This window comes from Dysgonomonas sp. Marseille-Q5470, from assembly GCF_951230145.1.
In the GTDB taxonomy this organism is placed as follows: domain Bacteria; phylum Bacteroidota; class Bacteroidia; order Bacteroidales; family Dysgonomonadaceae; genus Dysgonomonas.
This window is the reverse complement of the sequence record NZ_CATNVE010000001.1, coordinates 473,046-488,209: the sequence shown is the minus strand read 5'-3', so window position 1 is coordinate 488,209 and position 15,164 is coordinate 473,046. Positions and strand designations below refer to the sequence as shown.

Here is a 15,164-nt window from a genome sequence, read left to right as displayed (position 1 = left end):
TGCTTCATTTCAGCAACCCACGAAAATTGCCTTTCAAGGGATGCCCAGTCTTTATTCTTTGTCAATTGCCAAATCATAGTTCGTCCTCCTTTCTATATTCTGTTTCCCAATACAGTTTTGCACGTTTCCAGTTACGAGTCCAATGCTCATCGGTTTTTACATGACCTTTACGGACATACTTGAAAACATTATGCATAAATTCCTTAACAGGATATTCTTCTATATTCCGTGTTACGACACCCTCACGCGTACAGTCTTCGCCTGTAAAAGGATTGAAGGAGCCGAAAACACTTTCTTCCTGTGCCCAATTTTCTATTTCAATCTGGAAAGATTCTTTCTTAAATTCTATTATAGGTTCGATAGCCAATTCAGGGACAGTAGGAAAATCGAACATTGCAGCATAAAATTTCACCTCTTCCCACGACAGCCATTTATCCAGCTGCCGTACAGCGAAAACAAAATAATATTCCTCGATGTGCTTATATTCAATCGAATGAACTGCATAAAGATTTTCGCCAAAGAGTTCTATATTTCCCAAGTCATTTTTCATCAGCTCCCAACGTTCTCTCAATTGGCTTGTCCAAGGTGATGTCGTGGGGGCAACGTGTGATCTGGCAAATACTCCAAACTGATTGAAACAATTATTCTCTCCATCCAGCTTCTCTGTATGTACAAGGGTTTCCATCCGTTGGATATCTTCCCAGTAAGTATGATTGAATCGGTCATCACTTGTTGTTCCCGGTGAAAAGGGAAAGTGGTAGGTACGACCATATTTTTGTGATAACATAATTGTAATTGTTTCGTTTATAAATATATAAATTTCTTATCTGATAAATTTTCAGGTTTATCAGACAGATAAAATAGGGAGCATATCCCTTATGAAACTAACAATTACATGATTTCTAATTTTTTATACTGTTATTTACTTCGATATATATTTCACATCTACATAATCTGTCAGCCAAACTCCATTGTCCGATTGATAAAAAAGAATGCCATCCTTATGCATTTTACCTGTCATAATGGTTAAGACAATAACTTTTCCATGCCGTGAACCGACCTTTGTTGCTGTTTCCTTATCCTTGCTCAGATGCACATGCTGGCGACTACCTTTTATTATGCCTTGTTCCATAATGGACGAAAGAAATCGGGTAGCTGTACCATGATAGAGAAATTCAGGTGGCTCTACCGGAGATAAGGCAAGGTCAATATTAATGGAGTGCCCTTGATTAGCTCTGATTTTATTTCGCTTTTCATTGAACGAGTAGCGTTGCTTATCATTCGTTTCCACAATTTCAATCAGGTCTTCCATTGAAAAGTGATAACGATACTTCTTGCATTTATCAATCATATCTTTCACATTCGCCCAACCTTGCTCGTCAAGCTCCAACCCTATTTTGTCGGGATCGTGTCTAAGTACGAGACTCAGAAATTTACCGATCCGTTTTTTATCTTGTTCTGTCATTGTTCTACTCTTTTATTAAAACGGAAAGTACTCAAAATACTTATTCCATATTTTCTTTTCATATACTTTTTCAAACTTAAAAGCGAAAACCTCTCCTTGTGGACACGTTCTTCTTTTTCGGGTTCTTATTCGGTCAATATGATGTCCTATTTCATGGGTCATTACTCTGAGTAGTTGAAACGCTTTTATTTGATTCTCATTAAAATCGCAGACAACAGAGTCTTTCTTGAGAATATATTTTACCTCCAATCGCTCGAATAAGTCTTTATGATCTTCAAAATATTTATAATTCATTTCCCTGCTCATTTCTTTTTCCCAAGCACATATGCAGATAACTCCATTTTGATACCACCCATCGCACATATTATTGCCTTCCGCTAATATTATAGCATCTAACTCAATTCCTATCTTTTCCTTATCAGGAAGAATATTCCAGAATTGAATTAAATCCCTTTTCTTAAGGAAATGCTTATATCCTTTTCCTGGCTTTTGGATATCTATTTGAATCTCACTCTGGCGAGTGTTCCAATAATTAGGAGTTTTTTCATTTCGGTTTTTATTGCTTACTCTGCCATTCCTTATTTTAGTTGCTGTTCGTCTTGCAAACATAATTTACTTTGTTAATGGTTCTTGTATCACTTTCACCGGATTCCCTCTTTCGAGGTTATTATGGTTATCCCAATTATCCTGTGCTTTTTGCATAGTCTGTTCTATATTCCATGCCGAAAGTTTAATTAATAGCCGCTCAGTTGCCAACTTCTTGTTTTGTAATTGCGACCGCTGATCAGATGCTGTTACACTCATTCCCGACGGAGCATGAGTAGCTCGTACAGCCGATTCTGTTTTATTGACATGCTGACCGCCGGGACCGGAAGATCGTAATGTTTGATAGGTGATATATTTTGTATCTATTTCACTCAGTTCTGTCGAAGTAAAGGAATTTACTCCAACAAACCAGTTTTTCCGTTTATGATAGATACGGTAAGGGCTTTGTGCTATCCATTGAATAGTTCCGTCCCATTCATCCACTATTTCATCTACCTTACTGCCTTCAAGAAATACAATTGCTGAAAACAGCGTGCGATTCATATCTACTTCCTCCCGTTCAATAACCTCAGCTATCAATCCCACCTTTCGGGCTTGTATCAGGATCTTCTCCAATACCAATGCTACTACACGGCAACATTCGGCAGGACCACGTCCGGAAGTTATTTGTAAGTATATTTTATTATTATTCATCTAGTTTGTTTAATAAAAGGGTCTGCGACCCTATTCTTTATTCATTCTTACTATCCGTGGCATAAATTTACCATGAATTTCTACTAATGACTCCTGTGCCGGCATTATACGGTCGATGTCTTTATAAGCTAGAGGCATCTCCTCTACACTACCACCGATAAGGGTCACTTCATTCTGAGAAAGCAGTTTTTTTAATGCCGATTGTGTAAACTGGCTTTTTGCTTTCTGGCGTGACATGGCTCGTCGTGCTCCATGTGATGCCGAGTTGAGCGATTGAATTTCGCCTTTTCCACAAACCAGATAGCCTGCTGTTGCCATACTTCCCGGAATAAATCCTGCAACACCTTCTCCTGCAGGAGTAGCCCCTTTGCGATGTACGATTGTGTACCTGTTTGGAGCAATCTCTTCTCGCCATGCAAAATTGTGATGATTGTTCACATTGGCTATGGCTTTCAAGCCTAAAGCCTTTGACAGATTGATATGTATCCGTTCGTGGCATGCTCGTGCAAAATCACCTGCCAAATTCATACTCATCCAATACTCCTGTCCCGCTTCCGTATCCAGTCCAAGCCATGCAAAATGCTGCGCCTCTCTCGGCAACTTACACACTTCGCGGGCAATATCGCTGTAGTGCCTTGCAATAGCTGCACCCATTCCCCTTGACCCTGAATGTGAGAGTAATGCCAGATAGTTTCCTTGCGGAAGATTCAAAACATTGTTTTCAACTAATTCAATCTCTCCGAATTCTACGAAATGATTTCCGCCTCCGGATGAACCTAATTGGCGAACTACTTTGCCATGTAATTGCTTCAGCAAAGAGGTTAATTGAAATTCACTTCTGTCCAGTATCTCATGTTCCTGCGGAAAATCTAGGCATCCATCCATTCCGAAGTGGGTGTATTCTTTCAAAGCCTCTTTGATCTGGTGCGAATAACGTTTCAGATAATCGGCTTTTGCATCAAATACCGTCAGGCTCATCCTGCAACCGATATCTACACCTACAGCATAAGGTATAACTGCATTTTCTACAGCCAATACTCCGCCGATAGGTAAGCCGTATCCGGCATGAGCATCAGGCATTAATGCCCCTGCAACTGTAATTGGCAGTCGCATAGCCAATTCCATTTGTTGTTTTGCTATACTTTCTATAAACTTACCGCCGTAAGTTTTGAATGATAAAGGTTCATCAAGTAGGTTGTAAACTGAAAAATGTTTCTTTTCCATAACCGGTGAAAAATGTTCAGCTAATTTGCCCCAAACTTCATTGTTTTTATACTTTTCGGGATTATTCAACAAATCGACTAAAGTTATTTTAATCTCTTCTTTTGTATTGTGTTTGCAGTACTTGCTGATTGTATTTATTGCCAGACTGCGAGCTATATTGTTGGTATATCCCAGTTTACTTAATTCTTTTGGTTGTATGCCCATGTTTGTTTGGTACACAAGAATATACAGGTATCAGACTAATCTTTATCCAAGACCAGATATCCTTTCATTTGTGATACAGTGCAGCCGAACGGATATAATAATCCCTCAAGCTGATATATCAGCAATTAATAATAAAATTTAATGATGAGTTTGAAACTAACCAATGTCTATCAACTTTGCAGCCGTGAATTGTGATAGATATGTTCAAATATTGTAAGGTTCATCATCCCGATAAACCAAATTAGTTTCTTTGCGTGTATGTTATTTTTTGACCAACATAATTATACCCTTTCTCTAAAATTTTAAGGGTTAGTATTCTATTTACGGATGCAAATATATAAAGGATTTTCATATTAACAAATTTTTAGAATAAAAAGATATAAATAATGAAAAAATTACTCTTCGAATTGTTTTATATTTCTTCAATACAATGTTATTCACAAATAGAATTATCTGAAATTACAGTTTACAAAGACACAATTATATCATCAAAAGTTAAGATAGTTGATTTCGGAAAATACAAAGGTTTTGTGTTCCCGAAAGAGTACGGACTTGTTAGATTTTCTCATCCTAAAGAGAAAAGAGAATGTTTTGATATTGATACAATATTGGTTCGTAAAATTGAGGAGGAACTAACTCGCCAATATTATTCTGCTCAAAAATATTTTATGGAGCAGAGATATAATGAAATCTATGAATATGAAAGAAAGTATCCAGGCTCATATATTTTGAAAGACTTAAAGAAAGAGGAAAAACAATATTGGAAAAGTTTCGAAAAGAATAAAGATAACATGGAGAAATATTTAGAAGATTCTGATCGGCAGTATATTGGCTATATATCAAACAAAGGGGAAAAAATCATTCAAATACAAATAACTCCTCGTCATTATAATTATGATGACAATTTTATGAAGAAAGGATTTAGCCCAATATGGTTAACTCAGGAAGGTTCTGATATCGAAATAATACACTATCATTTGTTTACCAATAAAATAACTATCAACGAAGATTATTAATCATATGCCAGTTAACCGTAACGCCCTCATCCGTTATAAAACGATAGATACTTGTCTGCGAAACAAATACAGGCAATGGACACTCGAAGATTTAATAGATGCCTGTTCGGATGCCTTGTATGAATATGAAGGTATAGACAAAGGTATCAGTAAACGTACTGTGCAAATGGATATCCAAATGATGCGCAGCGAGAAACTAGGTTATAACGCGCCTATTGTTGTATATGATAATAAATACTACAAATATGAAGATGAGGATTACAGCATAACCAATACCCCTTTATCAGAACAGGACTTAAAAACAATGTCGGAGGCAGTAGAGGTGCTTCGCCAATTCAAAGGCTTTTCTTATTTTTCAGGAATGGGAGATATTGTCAGTCGTCTTGAAGACCATGTAACATCTGCAAAACAGAAAACCATACCCGTTATTGATTTTGAGAAAAATGAAAGCTTGAAAGGATTGGCCTATCTTGATATTATCTATCATGCAATTGTGAATAAGCAGGTACTGAGTATGAAATACCGATCCTTCAAAGCCCGTTCTGCCAACACATTCATGTTTCACCCATACTTGTTAAAGGAATACCGTAACCGATGGTTTGTTTTCGGTCAAAGAAAAGGAAATCTTATCAACTTAGCATTGGATAGAATCCACCATATCGAAATAGCCGAAAAAGAAAGATTCATTACAAATGATTTATTCGATCCTCAGACATTCTTTGACGATTTAGAGGGAGTTACGAAGAACGTAGGCATGAAAGCTGAAACTGTCCGCTTTTGGGTAAATAAAGAAAATGCACCCTATGTTCAGACTAAACCTTTTCATAAAAGCCAACAGCTGATCGAGGCACAAGAAGATGGTTCTATGGTGTTTGAAATAAAGGTTGTTATCAATCAGGAGTTACAGAGAGAGTTCTTCGGATATGTAGATACCATAAAAATTTTATCTCCGCAATCATTGGGCGATTTTATGGCATGGAAATTCAGGGCGGCACAAGAGAGATATTTCTGATTTAATAATTGCATAATCATATTTCTTTCAAAGATCGAAGCAAAGGACTCTAAATTAAGGAATATGGCATATATCTGAGTCGTTTTCAGGTCGGAACAGGAAAAATATATTCCGTCTTATTCCTGTACTTCTCAAATAATCCAATACCCCGACACCATATCACACAAAAAGCGACAAACCAAAGAAATCTTCAATTTGTCGCTTTTTTATTTATTGTTTCCTAATGGCCGAAAATCAATCTGTCTTCTTGATAACGTTTCTTGCCACTTCTATCTTATATTTCTTACCCTTCATCTTCTCATCTCTGATATTACCCAAAAGAGTTTTTACGGCAGATGTTCGCACTGCCACAAAAGAGATAAAATCTTTAACGTCAATCAATCCCAAATCCGATTTATCCAACTTCCCTTTTTGCAAGAAGAAGCCGACAATATCGCTTTTATTTAGTTTATTCTTCTTACCTCCACTAATATATACAGTCTGATATTCAGGACGGTTTGGTAATTTCTTCCCCGGCGCAACTTTGAGAATATCCAAGGTATCGGAAATATAATCCAGCATTTTTTCGTCTTTGAATTGTATGATATACGAGGTTCCTGAAGCATGCATACGAGCTGTACGCCCGTTACGATGAACAAATTCGCTCTCTTTAGCCGGAAGGTGGTAATGTATCACATGCTTCATTTCGGGAATATCCAATCCTCTGGCTGCCAGATCGGTAGTAATTAAATAATTCAGACTCCCATTTCTAAATTGGATTAAGATTCTTTCCCTGTCATCCTGATCCATACCCCCATGATAATACCCAGCCTGTATGCCTTTCTTGTTCAATAAATCACTGATACGCTGCGTAACCTCTCTGTGATTGCAGAAAATAAGTGCGGGTTCGGAATTAAATGAACATATTAAGTGGAATAAAGATTCTATCTTGTCTTTTTCGGGAGATAAAACGAGTTTAATTGAAAGGTTATCGCTTTTTTCTTCTTGTATATAATCAAGAACCACAGTCTTTTGCATTCCTACAAATTCAGGAATTTCCACATCGGAAGTAGCCGAGAGAAGAACTCTTTTTTGCAGGTTGGGCAGTTGGCTGATGATTGTATCCATTTCCTCCTGAAAACCTAATTGTAACGATTTATCAAATTCATCGAGAACCAGAATACGAATAGAATCTGTATCAAAAGATTTCCGTTCCAGATGGTCGGTCAACCTGCCCGGAGTTCCGATAAGTAAAGCGGGAGGATTGCTTAGGTTTTTCAACTCGGTATCAATAGAGTGCCCGCCATAACAAACATTTACTTTGAATTGTGTACCCATCTTTTTCCAAACCTGCTCTATCTGAAGAGCCAGCTCCCTTGATGGAACAATTACAAGGCATTGTACTTTCTTTACATCTTCTTTCAGCAATCGGAAGATAGGCAGTAAGAAAGCGAGTGTTTTGCCCGAACCTGTAGGAGATAATAGCAATGTATTTTGACTATCTATTATCGCCTTTTGGGCGGCAAACTGCATTTTATTCAGATTGTCAATCCCCAGATTGGATAATATGGCTGTATGTTGATTTTCTGTATTCATCCCACAAAGGTAATATATTATCTTATAGCACTCTATTCCGTTTCTTATTTTCAATATTCGCTTTTATTTATATATCTTAAAATGAAAGAAGCGTACCTTAAGGCACTTCTTTCATTAGTTTCTTAATATTGATTGCGAACGAAAATCGTACGCTTATATAAATATTTCTAATTATAATTCACTATAAATTGCAATAGGGTCAATAATATATTCATTACTTAATCTGCCCAAAAAGAAATTCTCCATTCCAGTAAGAGAATTAATTACATTTTTTGCCCCTCTTTTTAATGTTGTTTTTTCATCTGTATCAGAAAAGTATGAAAATGCAAAATCGGGATCAAATGCTTCTTTTCCTGATTGGGTTAATATCCCTAATAAGATAAATTCTACTTCTGTCTTTCTTGAATATTTTGAAATTAAAATATCTTCTTCTTCTCTAAGGTATTTGCGGTTAAGAATGGAGGAATATATAATATTATTATCATCATCATATAAGTTTATTTCAAATAAGTTCTTATATCCATATTCGATTAAAATATCCATTCTTTTCAAAACTTCAGCATCAAGCATAAGACCTTGATTTATCAAGTCTTGGTGAAATTCCTTTTCCAATTTTTTAGTCATTTGAGAGAACTTAGCAATACTGTTTCTATCATTTTGCTTGCTTATATTTTCTTTCAAATTATTAAGTTGGTCTAATCCGTCCTTATTAGATATATATCCAATAGCTTCCCCTATCTTATTGAAATTCCTTAATGTTTCTAAAAGTACTTTGTAATCATTGAAAAGAATTTTTCCCTTCATTTTAACAAATGGTTTATCCTCAATATTATCAAAAGATTCACTAACTTTATTTAATCTAATTAATTCTTTTTCAAACAAATTGAAAGCATAATCATGTAAATACCTTTTCTCAGTAGACACCTTTTCTTTTAACAAAATATCTCCCATTACCTGACCACTTCCAATTTTACCCTTCTGAGTGTTATTTTCGCTTAAAGATTCCTTATCATTGGCTAATATATATTCTGTTAAGCCTTCGAATAACTGAGATGATATTGAATACATCTTATATTCATCAAGATATACAAATGATTTAATTCTTTTATTTTCTTCCATTTTCGAAATCTTTTTTGCGTTTCTCTAATCCTTTTTTATATTCGCTTATACTTTTATTTCGAGTATCTATAATACTTCTAATACCTATATATAAACCATATACGATAGCTATAAAACCTACTATTAATAATATGTAATCAGCCGTTTGCATTGTGTAACTGATTTAATTTTGAAAATATAGCATAACTAATAACAAAAGAAGTAATCCCTAGTAGTACTGCTACAATAAATGTAGAAAAATCACTGATTATTGGGGATGACTGTTGTTCTGAGAAATATAACATACCCAATATTGCAGAAAAAACTATTATCGCAATTATAGAAAATCCTTTGAATTTAGTTGCCCATTGATTATCTACACTTGCATTAAAATTTTCAATCTCATTAATATTAGAAAGATTCAAAGCCAATCCAAAAAACACAAAATCAATTGAATTTGCTAAAAAATCCCATGACCTTTCCTTTGAAAGAATAAATACAAAAATTCTTAATATAAAAGGCATAAGACCAATTATAACAGTATAAATTATCCACTTTATTTTAATCATATGAAAAAAATATGCTCTTTTACAAATTTAATAAACTTTACTTTTATATGTATGATAGATATAGATAATTTATTTTCTTATTATTAAGTCTAACCATTAAATCCATAACCTCACTCACAACCCTCTATAATTCCCCACCATATCCATAAAAAAATACCCCTTGAAAAATCAAAGGGTACTCCAACACTATATTCTTGTTAATTCTATTTTTTGTCTTTCAGAACTTCTTGTAGTAATTGCACTTTTTCTTGTTCGGCTTTTAGCATCCGTTCTAAAAGCTCTACTTTTTCATCATATAAACTAACAACCTTTTCAAGAGGATTAAATGTACATTTATAGTGTACAGCATAACTTACAGCTTCATCCTGATAAGTATTTCCAACAATACTTATAACACCCTCTTCACTAAAATTCTTTATAGCATCCACAGGAATACTAAGAGCAGTAGCAATTTTATCTAAAGTTTCATCATCAAGTTGTGGTGTTTGCTCAAATCTGGAAACAGTCTGTTGAGATACTCCCATACGCTCTGCTAAATCTTCTTGTTTTATGCCAAGTATTTCCCTCAGCCGTTTAGCATTATATCCGTAATCGCTTTTCTTTGTTTCGAAAGTAGTTTCCATATCTTATTTTATAGCTGTTATATTCGTACAACGATCAAAAATACAAAAATATACCTTATTGATAAGTATTTTACTTACAAAATTGGTTTTCTTACTTCTAGTATGGTTTAAATACATCGGATTAAAGATAGAACTTTGTACTTATTCATTAATAAAGAGATATGGAAAATAGTGCAAAGAGAAAAATAGATCTCGAACCACTTTATACATTTTTTACAGAGGACACCAACCCCAAAGCATTTGCAAAATTATTGGATGATCTATTACTCGAACATTTAAGAATGATTGTTATGCTGCAATTATCTGATGAAAAAGATAAGAGAATACACAAACTTACAGACGAATTTATCCTTTATATAAGGATATTAAGAGATATTTTGCCTTATTGCGATAAAAAGTAAGAGGCAAAATATTTTCTAATTTGCTGGATTCTAGTTATTCATTCCCTCAATTGATAAAGTACGAATAGTTAAATAATCTGACGTCTTATCATTTTACTGTAAAAGTTCAACTTCTGACGGTCTAACTCTTAATAAATCTTTTTTTTAACAACCAAATGGCGAGGCTCATTGTTTAAATATGAATTATAAACATATAAAATCAGACTAGCTATGAAGTATTCTTTTTCCTTGCTGGTATTAACTGCGAGCATCATTTTTACTAGTTGTGTTAGTAAAAAGCAGTTTACGAATTTAGAAACGGACTATAATCGCCTGCAAACAGAACAGAAAGATTTACAAAGAAATTATCAAGAGAGCCAATTGCAATTAGCCGAAAGCCGTACCCGGGTAGCAAGCCTTGAAGAACGATTGGCAGAAGCCCGAAAAAACAATGAGGATTTGCGTGCTGCCTATGCAGAAATGCAAGGTTTATTGAACAAGAGCCTTTTGCAAAACACGCAAGGCAATGTAAACATCACGAAGCTGGTAGATGAGATCAATTCGTCTAACCGCTTTATCCAGCATCTGGTACAGGCCAAAAACCGATCCGACTCTTTGAATATCGTAATGATAAATAACCTCACACGTTCGCTTACACGCGACGAAATGCAGGATTTGGATATCAAGGTATTGAAAGGTGTTGTATATATTTCTTTGGATGACAGAATGCTGTATCGTTCGGGTGGTTACGAGATAAGCACTAAGGCGGGAGAAATTCTTAGCAAGATTGCCAAAATCATTATGGATTATAAAGATTATAGCGTGTTGGTGGAAGGAAATACGGATACAGACCCTATTTCGCGTCCTAATATCCGAAACAACTGGGACTTGAGCGCTTTGCGTGCTTCTTCTGTGGTTCAGGCACTTCAAAACAATTATGGTGTCGATCCTAAACGTCTGACAGCAGCTGGACGTGGAGAATATAATCCGGTAGCAACAAACAGCACTGCCGAGGGAAAAGCTCTCAACCGTAGAACTCAGATAATTATCACTCCGGAACTGAATCAGTTTATGGAACTTATCGATCAGGCTCCAAAAGGCCCTTCGAATATAGATTGATTATTCCTACAACAAATAGCTTATATAAACCAATAAAGAGGTTATCCAACGAGTAAAACGTCATTAGCTAAACGTTACTTTTAGGATAGCCTCTTTCTCATACACAAGTATAAGTAACCTTTATTTGTTCTCCTCAGGCAAAGCAGATTGAATAGTTGAATACACTTTATCCATCAATTCTGCAATATCATCTGCTTTAAGATCCTTAGTTTCTATAGGGTCATGAAATGTCAATTTTATCTTTGCCGGACTCATTTTCCACGAGTGTATTGGCAAAACTTTATATGCCCCATCAATCGTAAGAGGGACAATAGGTAATTTCAAGCTCACTGCCGTTTGAAAAGCGCCTTTCTTAAATTCTGCCATCCGTCCGTCCGGTGAGCGATGCCCTTCGGGGAAAACTACGGTAGACATTCCGTCTTTCAGTGTATTTTTGGTATTTCTCATTGTATCTACAATCCCCTTTCTTGTAGTAGAATCTACAAAAACATGTCCCGCTTTTGCTGATGCAAAGCCTACTAAAGGCATTTTTTTGAGACCTTGTTTCATCAACCACTTAAAGTTGTGATCGAGATAACCATATATAAGAAATATATCGAACGCTCCCTGATGATTGGCTACAAAGACATACGATTGGTTTTTATCCAATTTTGAATTCCTATTCACCTTGATCTTCAACAGAGCAGCCATACAAACAAAACGCCCCCATATCACTCCGGGATAGTATCCCCAAAACTTATTGTTTCCTAAGGTCGATCCTATAATAATAGTAAGGGTACACCAAATGGTAGCTAATATTAATAGCGGAACAAATATGATCCATTGGTATAAGAGGTAGAGAATCTTTATCATTCGTTTAAATTTGAATAATTTTATTTGAAACTATATTTTGTGTAAAAAGGAGCTATCTGAACATAGCTCCTCTCCTACTTAATATCATTTGCTTAAGTTTGCAATACTTTCCTTAATCGTCTTTATCTTGCTTTCGGCATCAGCTTGCTTTTTACGCTCGTTTTCTACGATTTCGGGCTTAGCGTTAGCAACAAACTTCTCGTTGCTTAATTTCGCTGCAACTGATTTTAGGAAGCCTTCAAGATATTTAAGCTCGTCATTCAGTCTTTTCAATTCGGCTTCTATATCTATATTATTTCCAAGAGGAACAGAAAACTCTGTAGTGCCAACAAGGAAAGAAACCGAAGTAGGATCTTTTTCGGCAACAGTATTTATCGAAGTAAGGTTACCCATCTTAGAAATCACAGTATCGAAATCTGTATTATATTGTCCTATTACTTCTAACGATAATTCCTCTTTATTCGGAATGTTCTTTTGCAAACGAATAGTACGCACACCTGCAATCACTTCTTTTACTTTCTCGAAAGTATCAATCAAATCATTGCTGAAAGAAACCTCTTTCGGCATTTCAGATACCATGATACTCTCTCCTGCTTTGCGTTCGGCAAGAGCCTGCCATAGTTCCTCTGTAATAAACGGCATAAATGGGTGAAGTAAACGAAGCAGAGAATCGAAGAAACCTAACGTTGCTTCATAAGTCTTTTTATCGATAGGCTGTTGATAAGCGGGTTTTGCCATCTCAAGATACCAAGAAGAGAACTCGTCCCAGAAAAGCTTATAGAGAGACATTAATGCTTCAGAAAGTCGATATTTTCCAAACAAATCATCAAGCTCCGAAGCAGTCTTAGCCAGCACATTTTGGAACCATTCTATTGCTATTCTCGACGACTCAGGCTGTTCGATAGAGTCGCTTACCTCCCACCCTTTTACCAAGCGGAAAGCATTCCATATTTTATTATTGAAATTACGTCCCTGTTCGCAAAGGCTTTCGTCAAATGGCAAGTCGTTACCCGCAGGTGAAGTTAGCAACATACCCATACGAACACCATCGGCTCCGTACTTTTCCATCAGTTCGATAGGATCAGGTGAGTTACCCAAAGATTTAGACATTTTACGTCCTTGCTTATCACGAACAATACCTGTGAAATAAACATTTCGGAAACATGGCTGATCTTTGTATTCATATCCGGCCATGATCATACGCGCCACCCAGAAGAAAATAATCTCAGGCGCTGTGACAAGATCATTCGTTGGATAATAGTATTTGATATCCTTATTGTCCGGATTATTTATACCATCGAATACCGAAATAGGCCACAACCATGATGAGAACCATGTGTCGAGACAATCCTCATCCTGGCGGAGGTCTTCCATCTTGAGGTTTGGATTTTGCTTTTGAGCCTCTGCCAAAGCTTTCTCAGGGGTCTCTCCTACTACAAATCCACCTTCGGGCAGATAGTAAGCCGGAATCTGATGTCCCCACCACAACTGGCGGCTGATATTCCAGTCCTTTATATTTTCCATCCAGTGACGGTAAGTATTCTTAAACTTCGCAGGGTGGAATTTGATTGTGTCATTTTCCACAGCTTCCAATGCCGGCTTTGCGAGATCCTCCATCTTGAGGAACCATTGCATAGAAAGCTTCGGTTCGATAGGTACATTTGTACGTTCAGAGTAACCCACACTATTTGTATAGGCCTCTGTTTTTTCCATCAAGCCCAATTCTTCAAGATCTTTTTCGATTTTCTTACGTACATCGAAACGATCCATCCCTTCGTATTGAAGTCCATGAGAATTTAACGTTCCATTATCGTTGAAGATATCAATAACCTCAAGATTATATTTTTCGCCCAGCATATAGTCATTTACATCGTGGGCAGGTGTTACTTTCAAAAATCCTGTACCGAATTCCATATCCACATATTCGTCTTCGATAATAGGAACTACACGATTGGCAATCGGCACGATCACTTTCTTGCCTTTCATGTGTGCAGTCTTCGGATCATTCGGATTGATACATACCGCAATATCTCCAAAAATTGTTTCGGGACGAGTGGTAGCTATTACTGCATAGCCATCTTCACCTTCTATTTTATATCTTAAATAATATAATTTACCGTTTACTTCGTGATGTATAACTTCCTCATCCGAAACAGCGGTTTTAGCTGACGGATCCCAGTTTACCATACGTATTCCACGATAGATAAGACCCTTATTATATAAATCTACAAAAACTTTCAATACGCTTTCGGAACGTTTCTCATCCATCGTGAAGCAGGTGCGATCCCAGTCGCAAGACGCTCCTAGTTTTTTCAACTGTTCGAGGATAATTCCCCCGTGCTTGTGAGTCCACTCCCAGGCATGTTCAAGGAATGCTTCACGGGTCAGGTCGTTTTTGCTTATTCCTTCGGCAGCAAGTTTACCCACTACCTTTGCTTCTGTAGCGATAGATGCATGGTCTGTTCCCGGTACCCAACACGCATTTTTACCCATCATACGGGCACGGCGTACAAGTATATCCTGTATCGTATTATTCAGCATATGCCCCATATGAAGGACACCTGTGACGTTTGGTGGAGGTATGACGATTGTATAAGGTTCGCGACTATCAGGTTCTGAATGAAAGAACTTATTCTCTAACCAGTATTTATACCATTTATCCTCTACTTCGGCAGGATTATACTTACTTGCAATTTCCATATTATGTGGTTAATATATATTTTGAGATACAAAAATACAAAATAGTTGCTTATATATTTGTATTTTCCTTTTTATAAAAAGCCTCAGA

Annotated in this window: 15 protein-coding genes; 4 read left to right on the top strand and 11 right to left on the bottom strand. The window is 36.2% G+C overall.

Annotated features, from left to right (window positions below; translation table 11 throughout):
- Positions 1-73 precede the first annotated feature (73 nt).
- The 5 genes from QOX35_RS02180 to QOX35_RS02160 all read right to left on the bottom strand — a co-directional run bounded on the left by QOX35_RS02180 (position 74) and on the right by QOX35_RS02160 (position 4,132).
- Positions 74-787 carry an RNA ligase family protein gene (locus QOX35_RS02180; RefSeq protein ID WP_283685602.1) on the bottom strand — a complete coding sequence of 238 codons (714 nt, stop codon included), beginning with the start codon at positions 785-787 and terminating at the stop codon, positions 74-76.
- Positions 788-922: 135 nt separating this feature from the next.
- Positions 923-1,465, bottom strand: a complete 543-nt coding sequence (locus QOX35_RS02175; RefSeq protein WP_283685601.1) for an RNA 2'-phosphotransferase — start codon at positions 1,463-1,465, stop codon at positions 923-925.
- A gap of 15 nt (positions 1,466-1,480) precedes the next feature.
- On the bottom strand, positions 1,481-2,074 hold the full coding sequence (locus QOX35_RS02170; RefSeq protein ID WP_283685600.1) for a hypothetical protein: 594 nt from the start codon (positions 2,072-2,074) through the stop codon (positions 1,481-1,483).
- Positions 2,075-2,077: 3 nt separating this feature from the next.
- Positions 2,078-2,704 (bottom strand): peptide chain release factor H, encoded by a 627-nt coding sequence (gene prfH / locus QOX35_RS02165; protein WP_283685599.1) that lies wholly within the window; start codon positions 2,702-2,704, stop codon positions 2,078-2,080.
- A 30-nt stretch (positions 2,705-2,734) separates the two neighbouring features.
- Positions 2,735-4,132, bottom strand: coding sequence for an RtcB family protein (locus QOX35_RS02160; RefSeq protein WP_283685598.1), 1,398 nt, complete (start codon positions 4,130-4,132; stop codon positions 2,735-2,737).
- A gap of 386 nt (positions 4,133-4,518) precedes the next feature.
- Between QOX35_RS02160 and QOX35_RS02155 the strand changes: the two genes are divergently transcribed.
- Both QOX35_RS02155 and QOX35_RS02150 read left to right on the top strand, forming a co-directional pair.
- On the top strand, positions 4,519-5,148 hold the full coding sequence (locus QOX35_RS02155; RefSeq protein ID WP_283685597.1) for a hypothetical protein: 630 nt from the start codon (positions 4,519-4,521) through the stop codon (positions 5,146-5,148).
- 4 nt (positions 5,149-5,152) lie between these two features.
- Positions 5,153-6,160, top strand: coding sequence for a helix-turn-helix transcriptional regulator (locus tag QOX35_RS02150; protein ID WP_283685596.1), 1,008 nt, complete (start codon positions 5,153-5,155; stop codon positions 6,158-6,160).
- Positions 6,161-6,394: 234 nt separating this feature from the next.
- On the opposite strand, the gene QOX35_RS02145 is transcribed toward QOX35_RS02150, so the two are convergent.
- The 4 genes from QOX35_RS02145 to QOX35_RS02130 form a co-directional block, all read right to left on the bottom strand.
- On the bottom strand, positions 6,395-7,735 hold the full coding sequence (locus QOX35_RS02145) for a DEAD/DEAH box helicase (RefSeq protein WP_283685595.1): 1,341 nt from the start codon (positions 7,733-7,735) through the stop codon (positions 6,395-6,397).
- Positions 7,736-7,906: 171 nt separating this feature from the next.
- A complete protein-coding gene (locus QOX35_RS02140; protein ID WP_283685594.1) occupies positions 7,907-8,854 on the bottom strand; it encodes a DUF6414 family protein in 948 nt (315 codons plus the stop codon).
- Positions 8,855-8,991: 137 nt separating this feature from the next.
- Positions 8,992-9,402 carry a hypothetical protein gene (locus QOX35_RS02135; protein ID WP_283685593.1) on the bottom strand — a complete coding sequence of 137 codons (411 nt, stop codon included), beginning with the start codon at positions 9,400-9,402 and terminating at the stop codon, positions 8,992-8,994.
- Between the two features lie 203 nt (positions 9,403-9,605).
- The gene (locus tag QOX35_RS02130) at positions 9,606-10,025 is read right to left on the bottom strand and encodes a helix-turn-helix domain-containing protein (RefSeq protein ID WP_283685592.1); all 420 of its coding nucleotides are present in this window, start codon (positions 10,023-10,025) and stop codon (positions 9,606-9,608) included.
- A 161-nt stretch (positions 10,026-10,186) separates the two neighbouring features.
- On the opposite strand from QOX35_RS02130, the gene QOX35_RS02125 reads away from it, so the two are divergent.
- Together QOX35_RS02125 and QOX35_RS02120 are read left to right on the top strand one after the other, a co-directional pair.
- Positions 10,187-10,426, top strand: coding sequence for a hypothetical protein (locus QOX35_RS02125; RefSeq protein ID WP_283685591.1), 240 nt, complete (start codon positions 10,187-10,189; stop codon positions 10,424-10,426).
- Positions 10,427-10,636: 210 nt separating this feature from the next.
- Complete coding sequence (locus QOX35_RS02120) at positions 10,637-11,524, top strand: OmpA family protein (RefSeq protein WP_135105320.1); 888 nt, start codon at positions 10,637-10,639, stop codon at positions 11,522-11,524.
- Positions 11,525-11,644: 120 nt separating this feature from the next.
- Here the strand turns inward: QOX35_RS02120 and QOX35_RS02115 are convergent, their stop codons facing one another.
- Complete coding sequence (locus QOX35_RS02115) at positions 11,645-12,376, bottom strand: lysophospholipid acyltransferase family protein (protein ID WP_135105322.1); 732 nt, start codon at positions 12,374-12,376, stop codon at positions 11,645-11,647.
- An 84-nt stretch (positions 12,377-12,460) separates the two neighbouring features.
- Entirely contained in the window at positions 12,461-15,076 is a 2,616-nt protein-coding gene (locus QOX35_RS02110; RefSeq protein WP_283685590.1) for a valine--tRNA ligase, read from the bottom strand.
- Positions 15,077-15,164: the final 88 nt, after the last annotated feature.